The 19,966-nt window shown below is 34.4% G+C and carries 19 protein-coding genes and 1 riboswitch; of the genes, 10 read left to right on the forward strand and 9 right to left on the reverse strand.

The genetic code is table 11. From position 1 onward, the window contains the following. The first annotated feature begins 13 nt into the window (after window positions 1-13). Both CLO1100_RS07380 and CLO1100_RS07385 read left to right on the forward strand, forming a co-directional pair. Window positions 14-1,402, forward strand: coding sequence for a DUF6382 domain-containing protein (locus tag CLO1100_RS07380; protein ID WP_014313138.1), 1,389 nt, complete (start codon window positions 14-16; stop codon window positions 1,400-1,402). A gap of 36 nt (window positions 1,403-1,438) precedes the next feature. Continuing rightward, the gene (locus tag CLO1100_RS07385; RefSeq protein ID WP_014313139.1) at window positions 1,439-1,942 is read left to right on the forward strand and encodes an A24 family peptidase; all 504 of its coding nucleotides are present in this window, start codon (window positions 1,439-1,441) and stop codon (window positions 1,940-1,942) included. Here CLO1100_RS07385 and CLO1100_RS07390 read toward each other — a convergent pair. Both CLO1100_RS07390 and CLO1100_RS07395 read right to left on the reverse strand, forming a co-directional pair. Next, window positions 1,937-2,806 carry a patatin family protein gene (locus CLO1100_RS07390; protein WP_014313140.1) on the reverse strand — a complete coding sequence of 290 codons (870 nt, stop codon included), beginning with the start codon at window positions 2,804-2,806 and terminating at the stop codon, window positions 1,937-1,939. The two genes, CLO1100_RS07385 and CLO1100_RS07390, sit on opposite strands and share 6 nt — an antisense overlap. Window positions 2,807-2,895: 89 nt before the next feature. After that, window positions 2,896-3,309, reverse strand: coding sequence for an EamA family transporter (locus CLO1100_RS07395; protein WP_014313141.1), 414 nt, complete (start codon window positions 3,307-3,309; stop codon window positions 2,896-2,898). A 146-nt stretch (window positions 3,310-3,455) separates the two neighbouring features. On the opposite strand from CLO1100_RS07395, the gene CLO1100_RS07400 reads away from it, so the two are divergent. Together CLO1100_RS07400 and CLO1100_RS07405 are read left to right on the forward strand one after the other, a co-directional pair. After that, complete coding sequence (locus tag CLO1100_RS07400; protein WP_014313142.1) at window positions 3,456-3,872, forward strand: secondary thiamine-phosphate synthase enzyme YjbQ; 417 nt, start codon at window positions 3,456-3,458, stop codon at window positions 3,870-3,872. Between the two features lie 55 nt (window positions 3,873-3,927). Then, entirely contained in the window at window positions 3,928-4,653 is a 726-nt protein-coding gene (locus tag CLO1100_RS07405; protein ID WP_014313143.1) for a hypothetical protein, read from the forward strand. Between the two features lie 7 nt (window positions 4,654-4,660). On the opposite strand, the gene CLO1100_RS07410 is transcribed toward CLO1100_RS07405, so the two are convergent. The 6 genes from CLO1100_RS07410 to CLO1100_RS07435 all read right to left on the reverse strand — a co-directional run bounded on the left by CLO1100_RS07410 (window position 4,661) and on the right by CLO1100_RS07435 (window position 10,521). After that, window positions 4,661-5,146: a dCMP deaminase family protein gene (locus CLO1100_RS07410; RefSeq protein ID WP_014313144.1), complete on the reverse strand. Its 486-nt coding sequence runs from the start codon at window positions 5,144-5,146 to the stop codon at window positions 4,661-4,663. 70 nt (window positions 5,147-5,216) lie between these two features. After that, window positions 5,217-6,422 carry an amidase domain-containing protein gene (locus CLO1100_RS07415; protein WP_014313145.1) on the reverse strand — a complete coding sequence of 402 codons (1,206 nt, stop codon included), beginning with the start codon at window positions 6,420-6,422 and terminating at the stop codon, window positions 5,217-5,219. A gap of 23 nt (window positions 6,423-6,445) precedes the next feature. Next, a complete protein-coding gene (locus CLO1100_RS07420; RefSeq protein ID WP_014313146.1) occupies window positions 6,446-7,537 on the reverse strand; it encodes an endospore germination permease in 1,092 nt (363 codons plus the stop codon). Window position 7,538: 1 nt separating this feature from the next. Continuing rightward, window positions 7,539-7,754: a hypothetical protein gene (locus CLO1100_RS07425; protein ID WP_014313147.1), complete on the reverse strand. Its 216-nt coding sequence runs from the start codon at window positions 7,752-7,754 to the stop codon at window positions 7,539-7,541. An 11-nt stretch (window positions 7,755-7,765) separates the two neighbouring features. Beyond that, complete coding sequence (locus CLO1100_RS07430) at window positions 7,766-8,938, reverse strand: Ger(x)C family spore germination protein (protein ID WP_014313148.1); 1,173 nt, start codon at window positions 8,936-8,938, stop codon at window positions 7,766-7,768. Beyond that, window positions 8,935-10,521, reverse strand: coding sequence for a spore germination protein (locus tag CLO1100_RS07435; protein WP_014313149.1), 1,587 nt, complete (start codon window positions 10,519-10,521; stop codon window positions 8,935-8,937). The genes CLO1100_RS07430 and CLO1100_RS07435 overlap by 4 nt, the downstream gene beginning before the upstream one ends. A 105-nt stretch (window positions 10,522-10,626) precedes the next feature. Here CLO1100_RS07435 and CLO1100_RS07440 point away from each other — a divergent pair, with 105 nt between their 5' ends. The 3 genes from CLO1100_RS07440 (at window position 10,627) to CLO1100_RS07450 (ending at window position 14,367) form a co-directional block, all read left to right on the forward strand. Further along, window positions 10,627-11,418, forward strand: coding sequence for a 3D domain-containing protein (locus tag CLO1100_RS07440; protein ID WP_014313150.1), 792 nt, complete (start codon window positions 10,627-10,629; stop codon window positions 11,416-11,418). A gap of 85 nt (window positions 11,419-11,503) precedes the next feature. Then, window positions 11,504-11,647, forward strand: a riboswitch (cyclic di-AMP (ydaO/yuaA leader). 140 nt (window positions 11,648-11,787) lie between these two features. Continuing rightward, window positions 11,788-12,645, forward strand: a complete 858-nt coding sequence (gene dapB / locus CLO1100_RS07445; protein WP_014313151.1) for a 4-hydroxy-tetrahydrodipicolinate reductase — start codon at window positions 11,788-11,790, stop codon at window positions 12,643-12,645. Window positions 12,646-12,777: 132 nt separating this feature from the next. Next, window positions 12,778-14,367 (forward strand): IS1182 family transposase, encoded by a 1,590-nt coding sequence (locus CLO1100_RS07450; RefSeq protein ID WP_014312332.1) that lies wholly within the window; start codon window positions 12,778-12,780, stop codon window positions 14,365-14,367. A gap of 133 nt (window positions 14,368-14,500) precedes the next feature. On the opposite strand, the gene CLO1100_RS07455 is transcribed toward CLO1100_RS07450, so the two are convergent. Next, window positions 14,501-15,730: a D-alanyl-D-alanine carboxypeptidase family protein gene (locus tag CLO1100_RS07455; RefSeq protein WP_014313152.1), complete on the reverse strand. Its 1,230-nt coding sequence runs from the start codon at window positions 15,728-15,730 to the stop codon at window positions 14,501-14,503. Window positions 15,731-15,953: 223 nt separating this feature from the next. Between CLO1100_RS07455 and CLO1100_RS07460 the strand changes: the two genes are divergently transcribed. From CLO1100_RS07460 to CLO1100_RS07470, 3 genes are read left to right on the forward strand one after another with little or no spacing between them, the layout of a single operon-like run. After that, window positions 15,954-17,687: a spore germination protein gene (locus CLO1100_RS07460; protein ID WP_014313153.1), complete on the forward strand. Its 1,734-nt coding sequence runs from the start codon at window positions 15,954-15,956 to the stop codon at window positions 17,685-17,687. Further along, a complete protein-coding gene (locus CLO1100_RS07465) occupies window positions 17,677-18,780 on the forward strand; it encodes a GerAB/ArcD/ProY family transporter (protein WP_014313154.1) in 1,104 nt (367 codons plus the stop codon). The genes CLO1100_RS07460 and CLO1100_RS07465 overlap by 11 nt, the downstream gene beginning before the upstream one ends. Then, window positions 18,773-19,954, forward strand: a complete 1,182-nt coding sequence (locus tag CLO1100_RS07470; protein ID WP_014313155.1) for a Ger(x)C family spore germination protein — start codon at window positions 18,773-18,775, stop codon at window positions 19,952-19,954. Before CLO1100_RS07465 ends, CLO1100_RS07470 begins: the two co-directional genes overlap by 8 nt. Window positions 19,955-19,966 lie beyond the last annotated feature (12 nt).

Below are 19,966 nucleotides of genomic sequence, written 5' to 3' on the forward strand. Positions count from 1 at the left end.
TAAATTGATCGATATGCTTGAACAAAATTACAACATTCATTATGAGAATGATTCAACTTCAAATTATCTGGTTTTAAGGCCTAAAAATTATAGAAAATTAATAGACTATCAGGTTCAAATGTTGCTGAATAACAGGATACACGGGCTTCTAGGCTTTCATATAAATTCTGTTGGAAATCAAATAAATTGTTTTTATGATACTACTTCAAAATGCACTCTTGTTAACATAATGAACCGTAAAAAGTACAACCGCAACGAATTTCTGATAACAATGCTAATGATTACAAAAAGCATAATAGGAATTAAGAATTATTTATTAAATGATAATAACATACTTTTGGATGAAAATAATATTTATGTAGACCCGGAAACAATGAATTTATTTTTTGTATATTTACCTTTCGAAAACAACACAAACGACATCAAAATGTTTTTGCTTAATATAATTATAAAACTAGCCAAATTTCAAGAGGAAGACTGTGATAATTATATACAAAAAATTCTGGAAAACATAAAAAGTGAAATGTTTAACCTAATCAGTCTAAAAGAACTATTGGAAAACCTGTTAGGACAGAATATCAAAAGAAATATACCCAATGAAAGCTCTGATACTACAGAAAAGACGGCAACTGAAAAGCCAAAACCTCCAATTAAAAGAGGTGAGGTCAAGATACCGAATATACCGACAAATGAATGTTCCTACACAAACGTAAACATAAAATCTAAAGATACCTTAAAAGTATTCAATAAAATAAGCCTTACTCAAATAATTCTTCAACCAGTAGTTTTAATCATTCTCATTACAATTTTATCAAGTAAATTCGTAAGAATGTCAGAGAGTCCTAAAACAACTGCAATAATTTTGTCATTTATTTTTATTGGAATAGATATTCTAGCAATAAGAATTTTGAATGAAAAGAAAGTGGGAAGTCCCGAAAGCTATAAACCTTTAAAATACATTACAGAGAAAATGCGTGAAAACAGTTTTGCACCTGCTAACAAGACAACTACAGATAAGAACAATAAAAAGCTTCAAGAAATGCATATTGAAAAAGAAAACTGCCGTGGTGGTGAAACGGTTATTCTTACGCAAAGCCAGCCTCAAGACACGCCATACTTGCAAGAAAGGGAGGGCAAGGACATTATAAAAGTTGACAAAAATAGCATTTTAGTTGGCAGGATGGGAAGTTTTGTAGACCACATAATAGATAATAATGCTGTGGGCAAGGTTCATGCAGAAATTTTAAACGAAGAAGATTCATACTTTATTATGGATTGTAGTTCGAGAAATGGAACTTATTTAAATGACGACAGAATTAAGCCTAATACGAAAATAAAAGTTAACAATAATGACATTATACGATTTGCAAACAAGGAATTTACTTTTATAATTCCGTCTTAGTAGTTTTATTAAAAATATTAAAGAAATGGGTAGTACATGATTAAGTACATAATTCTTTTTATAATTTTACTCCTTTCAGTATTAAGTGACCTAAAAACATCAAAAATCAGAAATATATATACAGTATCAACCATTATTGCCGGATTTGCGGTTAACATTTACTTTTCAGGTATATATGGTTTCAAGGAAAGTATAAAAGGTAGTATTCTTCCTGTATTGATATTAGGGATATTCTTTTACGCAAGGCTCATAGGGGCAGGGGATATAAAGCTTTACTCAAGCATTGGAGCTGTTTTTGGAATAGACTTTGTAATTATGGTAGCAGCGTACTCTTTTTTAATTTGCGGTTTATATTCATTGGTAATGTTAAAAATAAAAAGGAGAGTTTTAAGTACATTGGTTCCATTTATAAGGGAAATTAAAATATGTTTTATGACACATAGCCTTTTTGTTTTTGAGAATAAAACAACCCGTACATTTGTCAGATTGTCTCCTGCAATTGCAGCGGGTTGTTTATTTCAGATACTATTAACTTTATAATGAGGAAAAATTACTACAGTCTCCGCAAAGATGAATTAATTCCGAGTATTTTTCTTCGGCATCCTTATACCCTTCAGTATAGAGCTTTTTAAGATTTTCAGGATTTCTTTCAAACCTTGAAATTTCAATTGGTTTCTTGGGCCTTATAATGATTGCTTTATTTTCTTTCTCCAATTTTTCAGCCAACTTTACGCTCTCATTATAGTGAATATGCCTGTTTTTAATTGCTTCTGAAAGATTAGGATAGTTTTTTAGCTTAAGTTTACACAGGGGATACAATTTATTTGGTTTTTTCTCATAGCCACTATGCCGTGTAAGAATAATAACATGTTTGTCAAATCCGTTATTGACAGAGTAGTGAACAGGAATTGAGTCAGAAGGGCCCCCGTCAACCAGTTTTCTTCCTGCAGCTTCAACTATGGGAGAAACCAAAGGGATTGAACTTGAAGCTCTTACATAAACGTCATCAACTCTCATATCTTTAACGGAAGCATAGTAACTCTTACCTGTTTCACAATCGGTAGCCACAACTGTTAGTCTGCAATCGGAGCTTTTAAATTTATCGTAATCAAAGGGAATAAGCTTATTAGGAATATCATCAAAAAGAAAATCCATATTAAAAATAGAACCTCTTGTAAAAAGCCCCCTGATACTGATATAACGATTATCGTTGCAATACCCTGCATTAATCTCAAGATTTCTGCCACGCTGTCCTGTAATGTAGGAAACGGAATTGCAGGCTCCTGCCGATACTCCTACGATGTCCTTAAAATACATTTTATGGTCAAGAAAGCAGTCCAAAACACCTGCGGTATACAACCCACGCATACCGCCACCTTCAAGGATTAAATTCACTCTATTCATTAATGCATTACACTCCTTATATTTCCATGCTGTTTTAAAGAATTATATCTCTTTTCCCTGTTTGATTCAATGTAGCAAATTTTATGTTTTTATAAAATCATAATAAATGTACCGAGTGTTATAAAAACTCCTCCTAAAACAGTTTTAACTGTTACGGCTTCGTGTAATATAACAAATGCAAGCACTATACTTATGACTACACTGAATTTGTCAACAGGGACTACTTTTGAAGCTTCACCGATTTGCAATGCATAATAATAAAATAGCCAGGAAAGGCCGGTAGCTATTCCTGATAAAACAAGAAACAGCCAGCTTTTAGTGCTAATGTTTGTAATACCGTGGTGTGAACCCGTTACAAATACCATACCCCAAGCAACAATCAATACAACTATAGTTCTTATAGCAGTGGCAAGATTAGAGTTTATCCCTGTTATACCTATTTTAGCCAGAATAGATGTAAGTGCAGCAAAGAATGCTGACAAAAGAGCAAATGCAAACCACATGTTTCTACCTCCTTTAACCGTAAGTCATACACCTCCTAAAATGTACTTTAAAAAAATAACTGATATAATAAATATAAAAGAAGTTTATATAAAAAGATAGGTTTAGTATTTACAAGGTTATAAGAATTTTATTGGAGGTTTGCATTATGAAATCATTCAGAAAAGAGTTGTTTTTTAATATACCGAACAGAAGAGCTTATATAAATATAACACGGGAGGTTCAGCAGTGTATTGACGAAAGTGGTATTAAAGAGGGTATGGTTTTGGTTAACGCAATGAATATAACTGCAAGTGTATTTATAAATGATGACGAAGCCGGGCTTCATGCGGATTTTGAAAAATGGCTTGAAAAACTGGCACCTGAAAAACCCTATAGTCAATACAATCATAACGGCTATGAGGACAATGCCGATGCGCATTTAAAGAGGCAAATAATGGGCAGGGAAGCAGTTATAGCAATTACTAACGGCAAATTGGATTTTGGAACCTGGGAACAGATTTTTTATGGCGAGTATGACGGTAAGAGAGAAAAAAGGGTACTTGTGAAAATAATCGGGGAATAAAAAGCATTTGAATGGGACATTTTTAAATATATGTTTAATTCAAAGAGGTAAACTAATGTTAAATCAAGAAATTAAAGAACTTCTTACACAATGCGGAATTGAAAAAGAAATGCAGGAGTTGGAAGATTGCTTTTCCGAATATTCTTCAAGATTCATTTACAAGATGTATCCAATGCCAGAAAATACTGAAAACCTGCTGGGAAGGAACAGTATGCATTATATTCAGATGGCATTGTGCAGGTCGAGATTACTGGCGGAAGGTGTATTAACTTCACTTAATACAAAAAATGGGCTGCTAGCAATGCTTTCCGTCAGAGCACATTTGGAGGTAACAGGGGCTTTAGCATTTTTCCTGAAGAAACTCCACAATTATTATAATAATATTATAACATACCAAATTCTCAATGAAGCCCTTCAAAGGTTAATACTGGGCACTAAAACAAAGGAACTATCTGAAAATGCTCCTGCACCTGTAAATGTAATGACACTAATAGATGCGGCTGATGAGTATCTTGGCAAAACAAGAAATAGTGGTATTAAGGAATTCAGAAAGAATTATAATTATTTATCAGAATACTGTCATCCGGATTTTTTCGGTATAACTATGCAAAGCCGTATTGATAGCACAGGAATAGCAACATATAGCTTTTTTAACCATATAAAAGAACAGGATTTTACGTTTTTAAACAGTCTTTTGTTAAGCTTATCCACGTTCTTTCTCCTATATGATAGTATTCTTGAACTACTTAGGGAAAATGAGAAACTACCGGAATATGAATGACAATTCCTTAAAATGTTAAGGTTATTTCTTTAATATCCGTTTCTAATTTTCTGAGTATAACACCTGCTTTTTCAAACATCCTTTTGGATGCCTTTACATTATCTGTATCAGCGTATTTATCGCTTAAATAGATTACTTCCATTATACCGGATTGAATTATAGCCTTTGCACATTCATTGCAGGGAAACAGAGCGGTATAAATTTTACTACCATCAAGTGAAACTCCTCTGTTATTTAGAATTGCATTAAGTTCTGCATGTACAACATAAGGGTATTTGGTACAAAGAACATCTCCTTCTCTTTCCCATGGAAATTCATCATCAGAACAACCAAAGGGGAATCCGTTATAGCCAACACTCAAAATTCTGTTGTTTTTCCTATCAACAATGCAAGAGCCAACTGGAGTAGAGGGGTCTTTGCTTCTTTTCCCGGATAAAACAGCTATTCCCATAAAATATTCGTCCCAGCTAATATAATCAGTTCTTTTACTCATGATAAATATCTCCTTTGGATTAATCTATAATTAATTATACAATAATTGTGAACTGAAAGATAAGAGGGACTTAATTTATACCGGTAATATGAATAAAGTATGTCTTGTATGCATTATTTGTCCATGGGGTAAACCATGAATCTTCAGTATGTTCGGCTATTACAGGTTCATACCTGACTTTTGCACTATTGTAAATCATTCCTACAATAACGGCTGCATGTGAAATGGCGGATTTATTCTTCCAGTGATACTGAATTACATCGCCGGGAATTACATATTCCCCTATTGATGCGTCATATTGATTATCTCCAATAATTACTTTCTGAGTAGCTTTTGGACCAAATTCATTATTTTTTAAATTACCTGACAGGGTGCTGTTAAGTCCTCTGGCAGTACTCCAGGTCCAAGAATAATCATCATTGGAGGTTGCCAGAGTTCCCTTTTTATTATAGTACCATTGGAAAGCTCCTGATTTGTCATTGGCAGCACCCCCGGCCCTTAAGCATTGGGAAACAAAATTAGTGCAGTCTCCGCCTTTCCATTTTTCATCACCGAAATTCAGATATTCCTTTGAGTAGTTGTTCCAGTGGTTGTATGCCCAGTTGTAAACTTCATCTCTGTTATATTCATTAGTTGTACGGGAACTTTTCCATTCCGGCACAACAGGTAATAACTTGGAAGGCATGCTTTTTTTTGCCTTATCCAATACTTTTTCTGCTTCGGATTTTAGTGTACGTACCTGTTCCTCCAAATCAGAATAACTTTTTCTAGTTATTTCGTCGGAATTACCTTTTTTTGTTTGAAACTTATCTTGTGTAATTTTCCAAATACCCTTGTCCATTGATAGTGATAATAAATGTTTCTCTGCTTTACTGCCATTTATGGGATTTCCTAAAGGGTTTGCAGCATTCCAGAAAATATCTGCTGTCAAGGTCGCCTTAATGTGTGCATAAGTACCATCAAAAAGTGCCTCATTTATTTGAACTTTGGGATTTACTTTTACTATTACGTAATCGTTGGAAGCATAAGAAAGTATATAATCCTCTAGTACCTGTTTTTTTACAAATAAAAGATTCTTTTGAGAAGCTTCGGAATTATCGGCAAAAAAATTATCTAAAGCTTCAACATTATGCGAAACGGCAGACTGAATTTTGGCACATAGGAATTCTCTTGTTACTTGCTCTGGAAGTCTCATATCTACCGGTTTAGACTGTAGACTGATAGGACATAAAATGATGAGACTTAAAAAGATTAAAATCATAACTTTTTTTTTCATAAAAACTCCTGTTTGGATATTATTTATGCAGATCGACTTTTCTTACCATTTTGTTCTCTTTTGTTTTTAATTAATGAAATTATGAGTAATATTATTGGAAACAATACTTGAAGTGGTATTGAAATTAATGTTTCTACCATACCATGCTCCCAACTGTATAATTCCATGGCATCTGGAAATGCCCAGAAAGAGATTACAATTATAAGCAACCCGAAAGCGGGAACAAGAGGCTTATATTCTATGCAAAATATTTCAGCAGTTATTTTTGTAATTGCGTACAATGAAACTAAAACCTTAATCCCTCCACCAATAAGAAGATTCATATCAACAAGTGGGTCTATACTTATAGCAGGAATAATCTGAGCTGCAATATGTGAAGGATATCTTACGTACTCAATTAGTGCCGGACCTATTATTTGAAGGTTCCGGGATGAGATTAACAGAAGCATAAGTCCTGAAATACCTGTTGCCCAATATGCTGCTTTAAACCTCCCTTTTTCGCTGTTGGTGTACGGCAAAATCATAAGAAAAACTATAAAGTCTGCAAAAACAGAGCTTACCAAATCATAAGAACTTTTAATAACAGGGGGTATCTCAAGTAATACTGGCTTAAACCCCGTAAAATCAGTTACATTTAGTAATGAAAGAGTAACGATTACAATTGCTAATGGAAGTAGTGGTACAAGTACTTCGCAGCTTTTTCCGATTACTGAAAGACCACCTCTGGCCGCATAAACGGCTATAATCATTAGCACTAATACAATTACAATAATGGGCGTCTCGGGATAACTGACAGTTACCATGAATTCGCTAAAAGCTTTAGTATCTAGTATTGCATTATGCATAAAATATAAGATATACATAAGACACAAAATTTTTCCTGTTGTTTTCCCAAAACAAAACTCAATTATTTCACGAAGATTTTTCCCGTTGCTAATTTTAGATAGATATAACTGCATGGTAATAACTATAAATCCTCCCAGAGTTCCTAAAATAACTGCTAACCAGGCATCTCTTTTTGCTCCTATGGCAGGGTTGGAGATGGTAGTACTTCCATGGAAATAACCTATGGCTATCACTGCAAGCTGAAAATTAGATAGTTTTACCTTGCTCATACTATTCATCTCCCAAACCCATGTTGTTAAATATTTCGGTGATAATTTCGTAGGGACTCGGAGGTGCTTTTTTGATACTTATAAGAATACCCAATATTAAAGAAATCCCAACAATTACAAAATAAACACCCATAACTTTACCCCTAGATGTGGATGTTAACAGTTCTTTTAGATTTAAAAGTACAAGTATTAAAATACCTATAATTACTTTTAGCAAATAATCTCACCTTACCTAATTTTTATTGTTTTACTTAAAAGTCCGGTTCTGTTAATTTTAGCATCTACTTTTACTTTTACCTGAATAGAAGGAAAAACTTGCTCACTCCATACATTTGTAACTTTTCCCCAATATTTTGGATATTTATCAAACACGTGAATTCCAAAGCCAAATATGTCACTTTTATATTCATTCTGACATTTAGTAATTGCACTATAACATTCTTTTGTGATTTGTTTTTCAAGACATTTGCTAAGAGATTTACATACTTTATCCGGACTTTGTCCCGGTTGACTTTGCTGTTCGCCAACATTGCCTTCCGCTTTGATTTTAACGTTAACTTCTATAGAATTATTACTTGAAGCTTTAACTTCAATTTTGGAAGAACCCTTCATTAATTCAATTCCGATTATTTCTTTAGGATTATCAGGACTTTCAATTTCTACAATTCCTGACTTAGCACGGCCTGTTATAAACATATACCCACGGGTTTCATACTTGTCAAGCCAACCGACCATTTTATCCTTTTGAAAAACAGCCAAACCTTCAGTAGAGGTTAAGTTTTCAGTTTTTTCTATAGTACCAATAGATAGCTCGCGGCCTTCCGTTGCCAATTCTCTTGCCATGTCCAGCAACCGTATTTCTTTAGTAAATCCTCGAGATTTAGAATTCTTTATGGTATCTCTTATATAACCGCCGGGAATTTTTGAAAGCCCATACTCCTGTTCTACTATTTCCTTTGCGGTTGTACCCTTTGCAACGATAATAAGTGACTTAAACTGGGTTTCATGGTCTCTTAGAATGAAATCTACATAGTTTTTAATTCCTGATTTAGCAAGCTCCTCACTAAAAACTATAACTTGTGAGGAACTGTAAAATATCTTTTTATTTATTTTGGCTAATAAGCTTCTTAATGCTGCAAAAATAGTACTTTCTGTATTGCTTACAGTTACAAAGCTTTTTTCACCGCCACCTCCGCCTCCGGAAACTCCTGCACCGGAGCTGTTGACATCTACAGGTTTGATAATCTGTGCTGTTACCATTATTTTACCATCATCAGTCTGATCAATTCCCATAGCTGTAAGAATAGACAATTCGCTTAGATCCCTATTGTTCCAGCAACCTGTTGTTAAAGTCATAATCATACTGATACATAGCAATAACAAAATTATTTTTTTAATCATTTTTTACTCCCCCTTGGAGCAAAAGTTTTCCCGGTTGTACGTTTTCGGTTCTGGTTTTGAGTTAATGAACGGGGGCGGTTAAACATGGACCATACAGGTGTTACTATAAAGGAATCTTTCAGGCTTTCTCCACGGAAAGGTGCAAATGGGGAGAGTAAAGGCACAAAAAATGATTTCTTTCCGCACAGATAAATAGTAAACATATACGTAACAAAGCCTATTCCCAATAACCCAAGAATATTGGCTGCGATTAATATAACAATCCTTAAAATTGCTCCTACTTTCATAAGAGGAGGTACAATAAAACTGCAAATTCCTGCTAAAGCAGCAATAATAACCAATGGGGCAGAAGCTATACCTGCACTTACTGCGGCATCTCCAAGTACAATGGCTCCTACAATGCTAACTGCCTGACCTATAGCCCTTGGCATACGAAGACCGGCTTCACGAAGAATTTCAAAAGTAATTACCATAATTAAAGCTTCTACAAAAGACGAAAATGGGATTCCTTCTCTGGTCGCTGCCATTGTCAGCATAAGCTTAAAAGGTATTATGGTTTGGTGAAAGCTTGTAACCGCAACGTATAAGCCCGGCAAGTATACTGATATAAAAAAAGACATTAATCTTAGTAACCTCATAAAGGTCGCAAAATAAAATTCTCCGAAGTAGTCCTCCTGAGCTTGAAAGCTCTCAATCATCAGGAATGGAACAGTCAGTACCGTGGGTGTTCCGTCTGCCAGAATAGCAACTCTTCCTTCAAGAAGTTTAGCTGCAACCTTATCAGGTTTTTCACTGTTTCCTACCATAGGGAAAAAAGGCATTTTGCCATCTTGTATAAACTGCTCCATATATCCGGTAGCAAGGATTGCATCTATATTTATCCTATTAAGACGGTTTTTTACTTCTTCAACAACTTCAGGTGCTGCAATACCTTGTATATAGCAAATTGCTACATCAGTATTTGTTTGCTTGCCTAACACAAGGCTTTCAACTTTAAATTTAGTATTTTTGATTCTTCTCCTAAGCAGAATTAAATTTGTCTTGAGACTTTCTGAAAAGCCTTCTCTTGAGCCTTTAATACTTATCTCAGTGTCTGGTTCTCCGACAGCCCTTTTTTCAGGAGCTTTTAATCCTATTTTAAAGGCCTTGTCCTGTCCGTCAATGAACAAAACAACATCCCCTGTGAGAATACCGCTCAAACAATCTTTAAAGGAATAGAGCTCTTTAACATCACTTACACTTAATATACTCTCACTTAAAAGTGTAAAAACCGATGAATAGCTTTTTTCACCTGAATAATTTATAATAGGTTCAATAATATTCTCAGCAAGTATTGCCTTGTCAAAAAAACCTTCTATAGAAGCAATGATAATCCTTGTATTAAGCTTTCCCAAATGCACTTCACGCAGATTAAAGTCACTGCACAGGGAAAATTCCTGATTCAGCAGTCCTCTGACTTTGTCGATAGATTTAGGAATTTGAGTATTGCTGTTATTTTCACTATCTTCAGGTACTTCGGTACCCGCACGTTTTGGTTTTTTAGGCTCTCTGGATTTAAAAAAACTAAACATTATATCACCCAAAGTCATTGTCCCCAAATAAAACATTGTTATTCTATATGTATAAATACTGCTAATTTGGAAAATAATCCATAACAGGTTAATTTATTTAATAAGGAGTTCACATATATGACCGAAAAAGACAAACAAAAGTCTGCAGATATTTGGATGTTCAAGGTATTAACTATAGCTTTGGTATTGACAAGTACTTTACTTGCTTTTTTCTGTATCAGGGTAAACAATGTAGTAGATCAGTACAAAGAAAAATATAATAATGAATGTGTTCAATCCATGCTTATTATGAAATCAAATCAATCATTAACAACAAATACAAATAATTATAAATCTCAAAGTGATGAACTCAGTAAGCTTAACAACGACCTTAAGAAACAAAATGAAGAGATAAAAAAACAGCTTGAAGATTTAAAAAAACAAAATAAGCAATTGGAATCTACAAAGAAAGAACTAGCCGATGATAACCTTCAGCTTCAGAGATCACTTAAAAAGGCAGCAGCGGTGGGTGTAAAACCTCAATCATACAAGATATACAGTGGTGACAATCTCGAAAATAACAGTAAAAGAAAGTATCTTGGGAAATTTCTTGGTACGGCATATACCCCATGTGCTGAGGAATGTGGCAATAACAAGGGGATAACCAGCTCAGGTCAGCCAATAGTACCCGGTGTATCCATAGCAATTGATAACACACATTGGCCTTATGGAACAATATTCTATATTAAAGGATTAGGATATACAATCGCTATGGACACAGGAAGTGCAATAAAAGGTAAAAACAGATTTGATTTCGCAGTATTAGATAAAAAGTTCGCATATGAGCTTGGACAACAATATTATGACGTGTACCTAGTAAAGATAGGAAACGGTAAGATTAGTGAATCTATTATAACCAAACCGGCCTAAATGAAAGAATGTTAATAAAAACCAGGAAATATTGACTTATTTATAGAATTGGTATATACTAACAGTAGATTTAAGTCTAAAAATTAATAATTTATCGCTGAATTATAGCAGTTTGATTGCTATAAGCGGGGGAACCATTTAATGGGGTGAATCCTGGGTTATCAGGTAGGGTTAGTCTCTTACAACCCGAATCCGGCAGCTAACTTCGTAAGCGTTGGGGAGAAAGTGAATTTTTACATTTTGTAATTTTCTAACCAATGCTACAGTTTATCTGTAGCATTTTTAAGTTTATCCTTATTCATTTTCTTCAAATTTAATTATTCAATTTTAAATCTTACTTTATAATTTGAAAGGGAGGGAACTTATTTGATGAAAGTTTGTATATCAGGGTTGGGCCGCACCGGAAAGGAAATCGCAAGGACAATATTATTACAAAATGAAATTCAGCTTGTTTCTGCTATATGCAGTCCGAGCAGTAAATCTTTAAATAAGGATTTGGGAGAAATACTTGGAATGAATAAAACAGGAATTACGGTTACCGGATCTGATAAACTGGAGGAAGTAATATTCAGAAATAAACCGGACGTTGTTATTGATTTTTCAAATCCAAAATCAGCATTAAAAAATGCTTTAATTTTCTCAAAATACAGGATAAACATTGTAGTAGGAACCACAGGCTTCTCGGATTATCAGCTTAAAAAGCTTTACGTAATTTGCAGAAAGTTCAAAAACGGCATTGTTTATGCACCAAACATAACTATGGGTGTAAATGTTCTGATGCTGCTGTCAAATCTTACGGCAAGCTTGCTAAGTAATTACGATTTTCAGATCACAGAGTTGCATCATAAAAACAAATTGGATTCACCATCCGGAACGGCGAAAAAAATAGCTGGCGAAATACAGAGTGGTCTTTTAAACAAAGGAGTTGTAGTTTCAAATAAGGACATACCTATAAATTCTGTAAGGGCCGGAGGTGTAATAGGTAAGCATGAAGTAATGATTGTAGGTCAGGACGACAAAATAGAAATCAGTCATGAGTCTTTTTCAAGAAAAGCCTTTGCACAGGGAGCTGTAAGTGCAGCGAAATTTATTCATAAAAAATCTGGGTACTTCGAAATGAAGGATGTCCTTGATTTGGAAAAAGTATTAAAAACTTATATTGAAAATAATAACAGGTGGTCGTCTAAGCGCCACAACAAATATAATGCCAGACCGGCTTCAAATTAAAAAAACAAGGGGCTGTTGCACAATGAATAAATTTATTCACTGTGCAACAGTCCCCTTTTTGTCCCTAAAATAGTAAAATGCGGGTCCCGTAGGGCCCGCAAGTGTTGTATAATTTAATTTGTGAAAAAACTTATGCAACATAAAAATTATACCGAATTTAACGGATACTATCAATTAGTTTTGCCTTTAAATTTGGAGATGTTAATACCTGAAGATGATTCTGTCAGACTGTTAAGCCAAATATTGGAGGGATTGAATTACACAAAGTTGTATAAGGCTTACTCTTCTACTGGAAGAAAACCGGCAGTTGACCCAAAGACCATGTTTAAGGTAATAACATATGCAAACTCAAATAACATATACTCAAGTAGAAAAATTGAAACTGCATGTAAAAGAGATATTAATTTCATGTGGTTGCTCCAAGGGGAATCAAAGCCAGATCACTCAACTATAGCCAGATTCCGTAAGGATTATCTTCCAGAGGCAATAGAAGACCTATTCTATCAAATGGTACAGCACCTGCATTCTATCGGAGAAGTTAAATTCGAAAACCTTTTTGTGGATGGTACTAAAATTGAGGCAAATGCAAACCGCTATACCTTTGTATGGAAGAAAGTAGTCAATAAAAACGAAGCAAAGATGTTTGAGAAAATAAAAGCTTGCTTAGAGGATATAAACCAGTCATATTTGACTAACTTTTCAGTATCAAAAGATAGCATATTGGCGGATTTAGAGCAAGTTCTTGAATATTTAAAGGACAAGCAAAAAGAAGATAACATAGAATTTGTTCATGGAATCGGAAAACGTAAAACTCAATTACAAAGATTCACAGAGCAGTTCAAGGAATTTAAAGAACGTCAGGAAAAATACAATGCCCATAACCAGCTGTTCGAGGGGAGAAACAGTTATTCCAAAACGGATACTGATGCAACATTCATGCATATGAAAGATGACCACATGCGTAATACTCAGCTAAAACCTGCCTACAATGTTCAGATTGGAGTTGAAAGCGAGTATGTTACTGGCATTGGAATTTTTCAGGATAGGAATGACATTGCTACACTAATCCCATTTCTAAAAAGTATGGAATCAAACTTAGGTAGATGTTATGAAAACGTAATTGCAGACTCTGGCTATGAGAGCGAAGAAAACTATCTGTATTTGGAAGAAAAGCATCAGAAAAGCTATATAAAACCTCAAACATACGAGATATGGAAGAAGAAAAGCTTCAAGAAAGATATCAGCAAGCGTGAAAATATGCAGTATGATGAAGAGAAAGATGAGTATACGTGCCATAATGGAAAACAATTAAAAATGTCAGGAACAACTCATAGAAAATCAGCAACAGGATATCGTTCCGAGATTAGCATATATGAATGTGAAGATTGCAGTAATTGCCCCTATAAGTCTAAGTGTACAAAAGCCCAAGGAAATCGCAAAATGCAGGTATCTAAGACATTTGTAAAAAAGAGACAAAAATCTTATGAAAACATCTTGACGGAGAAAGGCATTCTTCTAAGGGTAAATCGTTCCATCCAAGTTGAAGGAGCCTTTGGAGTTCTAAAAAGTGATTACAATTTCAGCCGTTTTTTAACACGAGGGAAAAACAGTGTTAAAACCGAATTTATCCTGCTGTGTTTTGGCTATAACATAAACAAATTACACTCCAAAATTCAAAATGACCGATGTGGAAAAGAACTTCATGAAGTAAAAGCCTGCTAAAATTCCAACGAAATCTAATAGGCCTATTAAAGTGCGCTCAAATTCCACAAAATAGGGAATTAACTACAGAGTAATCAACAATTTAACAACAAAAAATATTGGAGCAAAAGAAGGGAGCACCGCTGACTACTTTTTAAGTAGTTTTGCGACACTCCCTTGTTTTTTTAGCTCTAAACATAAATTTTAGAAGATTTTTTATTATCAAAATGAGTTCAATAATTCCAAGAATAGCTACGATTGTAACCAAATCTCTGTTTTCGGTAACAATGTCTTTGATTTTTGTTCTGTAATCCTCAGGTGCTGATACAGTCTTATCCGAGTATAAATTAACTTCTATTACAGTATTATCATTAAGTGTGTATTTTAAAACACCTGCAATAGTTTCGGCATTAACCGGGAGTTTCAACTTTTCATTCGGTATAAAGCTTATATTTTTAATAAAACTGTCTCCTACCGGATAGGTGTAATAAACATCAATTTTACTTGCCAGATCAATCTTAACATTATCTACTTCTATACTTCTTTGAGGGATATTTTTGGGAACCAGCACTCCCGTATAAAACTTGGAAAATCCGTAATCAAAAAGTTTTGCAGTCTCGGAAAAAGCACTTTCTTTACTGGTGTTGAATACCACAGCAATAAGACGTTTATCATTTTGAGAAGCAGTAGTAACAGCGGAAAAGCTCTGGGGGTTTGTATTTGTACCTAATTTTCCGCCATCAACGCCTTTATAACTCCAAAAAAGGGTATTTTGGTTTGTTAAAATGGAAGAATTATTTCCATTGAGCCAGCCAAAACCTCTAGCACCAAATATCACATTAAAAGTATTGTTTGATATTGCTACTTTTATAAGTAAGGCAATGTCATTGGCAGAAGTATATTGAGCCTTCTCATAAAGGCCTGTTGGATTTACAAAATATGTATCTTTTAAAGACAGCTCTTTAGCTTTCGTATTCATATATCTAACAAATTTTTTGATATCACCGTCACCTACATATTCGGCAAGTGCCACAGCTGCATCATTCCCCTGTGAAAGCATTACGGCATAAAGTAAATCCTCAACAGTATACTGATTTCCCACCACAAGATTAAGCCCATTAAAGCTGGCGGCATTTTTACTGATTGTAACCTTAGCATTTAAATCTGTTTTCTCGATGGTAACAAGAGCAGTCATAAGTTTACACATAACTGAAGGTGATAAATGCTTATAAGCATTTTTTTCAAAAAGAACTTGTCCCCTTACGGTATCCATTAGGACTACAGAGCTAGAAGTAAGACTTTCAGCCGGCGTCCATGCAAAAACCGGGAAACTATTTAATATTAAAATTAATGCCACTATAACTGAAATTATTTTTTTGCTCATCAACTTTACCTGCCGAAAGTAATTATTTCATTTCTTAATATAATGATAGAACATAGAGGCTCAATTAACAAGGCAAAAATCAATAATTAAGGTTAAAAATAGGTTACAAATTTTACAATAATTAATAAAGATATTCAACAAATGAAAACAATGCATATAAGTAACCTTAAAATAAAATAATACATTTAAACCTAAGCATAATTTATAAAAAAGGAGCTTAAAATTGGGAATTGTAAAGAGACTAAGGAAATACATTATATATGACAAAAAAAGTATAAAACATGACTTTGAATTGAACGAAATAAAGTCGGTAAATTGTGACAGGGCAAAAAACGCTGCTTCTATGGATACATTTGATAGCGAAGAGTTTAAGAATTACTTTGAAGAATGCCCTGGTAATGATGAATATCTTGAAGAGCACGTATCAGACGAAATAGATAATAATAAAAGCATAATGAAAAAAATATATAACATACCTGAAAACAGTGATATTGTATACAGGGAGTTCAATATAACCGTTCAAGATGACAATTATCAGGCTTTTATAGTATTTATTGACGGAATGACGGACAGTAGTATTATAAGTAATAATATCCTTCAGCCTTTAATGATTTTATCAAACATAGATATTAAACAAGAGGTAAAGGATGTAGGAGAATTTATATTCAACAGACTTATACCTTTTAATCAGTTAAAAAAGGTAAAGGATTTTAAAGATGTTGTTAGCAATATAAATTTTGGCGGTTGTGCTGTATTTGTGGATGGATTGGAGTATGCATACACAGCGGATACTAAAAAGTGGGAACACAGGAATGTGGGTGAGCCAAATTCCGAAACTGTCATAAGAGGGCCACAGGAGGCTTTTAATGAACAAATTAGAGCAAATACAGCTCTTTTAAGGAAAATATTAAAGGACAAAGACTTGACAATCAAGGGGCTTACTGTTGGTAAGAGAAGTAATACTCCTTGTGCTGTTATGTATATCCGTGATATTGCAAATGAATCTCTTGTACGTGAAGTATTAAAGAGAGTCAAAAGTATAAAGGTTGATTATATATTTGATTCCGGTGAATTGGAGCAACTATTGGAAGACAGCACTTTTCTGACAGCACCACAGATATTTGCAACAGAAAGACCTGATACTGTTGCAAGAATGCTGGCCCAAGGTAACATAGCCGTTATATTGGACGGAAGTCCATATGTACTTGTGATGCCTGCAACAATAACAGAATACCTTAGTACCCCTGAAGATATAAACATAAGGTTTCCATATGTAAATTTTATACGTATGATAAGAATAATCGGTGTTATCATTGCACTGTTACTACCCGGACTGTATATAGCTGTAACAAATTATCATCAGGAAATGATCCCGACTAATCTTTTATTTGCCATTGAGGCTTCAAGGGAAATCGTTCCCTTTCCAACAGTTATTGAAATAATAATAATGGAATTTTCATTTGAGCTGATAAGAGAAGCGGGTATCAGGGTCCCGGGAGCTATCGGCTCTACAATAGGCATTGTGGGAGGTCTGATTTTAGGACAGGCAGCCGTTTCAGCCAATCTTGTAAGCCCAATACTTATAATAGTAGTAGCTATTACGGCGCTTGGTTCCTTTTCAATACCAAGTTTCTCTATGTCCTTTTCCATAAGAATAATTAGATTTGCTTATATTATATTAGGGTCCATAGCAGGATTTTTTGGGATAGGATTAGGTCTGCTGTTAAATTCCCTGCTGCTTGCATCATCGAAATCTTTTGGAGTACCCTTTCTCGCACCGTTCGGGCCTATTACAAACGGAAAATATTCAGACAAGCTAATGAGAAAGCCTATGTGGAAACAGGAAAAAAGGCCTGACTATCTGAATACAAAGGATATTATCAAGCAGCCTGAAGTAAGCAGAGGTTGGACTCACGGTGATGAAGGTGAGGATGGAGGTGAGGATAATGAGAAATAATGAGGGATTTGGTTCCTGGGAGGCAATCTGTTTACTAATAAATATGATTTTTGTCCAGGTAATATTGTATTTTCCAAAAGATGCTGCAGGTATGGGGGGAAGTGCAGGATGGATTATACCTATAGCAGTAACAATAATTGCCTATATATACTTTGCCATAGCCACTGGGTTTTATAGACAACATGGAAATCTTGATTTACTTGAGATATCGGAAAAGTCTGCAGGAAGAATATTTAAGATAATTGTAGGGCTTTTAGCAGCATTATTACTTATATTACTTGAAGTATCTCTTTTGGGCGAGTACGCACACTCACTGAAAATAGTATCACTTGATAAATCTCCGTTAGCTTATATTCTCATATTTTTTGTGTTGGGGATGGCTGCGGCAGCATATTATGGAATAGAAGTTGTGGCGCGTATAAGTGCCTTTATAGTACCGATATGCGTAATAGGATTTATATTAATAACAATAGGAGTTATCCCGGAATATAGTACAGACAATTTGTTCCCCATCTTGGGAAAAGGTATTGATTCAGTGATTAACGGAAGTACTGTCAGCTTGCACATATTTTCTCCACTGCTGCTAATATTTTTTATGATACCGTTTTTTAAGAGAAGGAATTTAAATCGTGTAGGTTATTTATCAATAACCATATCAGGATTAATAATGTTTTGGTCCACATTATCATTTCTATTGACTTACCCGTATGAAATGGCAGTTGATAAAAAAATACCTATATATCAGATGGCAAGACTTATTGAAATTGGAGATTATATACAAAGAGTGGAATCTGTATTTGTGTTGGTATTTTCATTATCTTCAATATTATACATGGGTGCCTTGTTTACTTTCATAATCCATATAATTGCTAAAACTCTTGATTTGGACAGGCATCAGCCAATTATATTGCCCACTGCAGTAATAATATACACTATGACATTTTATAAAAAGGGACTTCCATTTCACCTACCGGGCAATCAAATGACAAACATACTGTGGATTTTAGCACTTTTGCTGCCGATTATTGTACTGATTATAAGTTCCATAAAAAAAGTAGATTCTGAAAATGAAGGAGGGCAAGACTATGAGTAAAATAGCCAAACTCTTTTGTACCATTTTATGTATAGCTATAATTACGGTATCTTTGACAGGCTGTTATGATAATAGAGAAATCGAAGACTTAGCTTATGTAGTAGCAATCGGGATAGATGAAGCTGATAACAATATGTTTAATCTTACCTTTCAGAGTGCTGTACCAAAATCAATAACCACCGGCGAAGGGGAAACGACAGATATAAAAACCTTCAAGACTGATAATTTCCTTTCAGGCTTCAGAAAAACAGGAAGATATCTAAGTAAAAAAATAAATTTGTCCCATACAAAAGTAATTGTAGTTTCTGAAAAAATTGCGAATAGAGGACTACTTCCATTTCTGAATGGTTTACAAAACTACATGGAGCTTCGTCCTAACGTAAATATTATTGTTTCTGCAAATGGAGCCAAAAACTATATAGAATCCCTGCAACCTAAACTTTCAGCAAGCCCTACCAAATTTTATGATATGATGTTTAAATCCTACCAAACTGATTTCCGTATTCCAAGTTCTCAGCTGGGGGACTATCTTTACAGAACACACAGCTCAGGGTCCCAACCTGTAACAATATATACAGATGTGGACAATAGCGTTATTGACAGTAAAAAGCCTGAAACAGACAAACCTGAGGAAGAGACTGATAAGGGAAAGAAAAATATGTCCGTAAAGGGTTTGGCTGTATTTAATGGGGACAAAATGATAGGAAGTCTTGATTCCGGAGAAACCTCCATATATGCATTAATGACAGGGTCTATAGATAGCATAAAACTAGAGGTTAAAGACCCTCTGGACGAAAGATATAAAATATTAAGTAATGTAAGGAAAGATAGGTCCTCCAAAACAAGTGTACAGGTATATGGGAACAAACCCCAAATAAATATAGACTTAAATCTTCATGCCGATATAGAAGCTGTTCAAAGCAACATAAATTACTTCGATCCTACAAAATTACAGAAAGTTCAAAAGGAGTATGAAGATTATATAAAAAATGAAATGAACAGCCTTCTTACCAAAGCATCATATGAGTACAAAAGCGATATATTTGGTTTTGGACAAATAGCAAAGAAAAATTACATGTCTATATCGCAATGGGAGAAAGTCAAATGGCACGAAATTTTCCCCAATGTCGCTTACAGAGTCAAAGTAAGCACGACGGTATCGGATCAGCAATAAATAAAATCGGGA

The organism is Clostridium sp. BNL1100, assembly GCF_000244875.1.
Taxonomy (GTDB): domain Bacteria; phylum Bacillota; class Clostridia; order Acetivibrionales; family DSM-1351; genus Ruminiclostridium.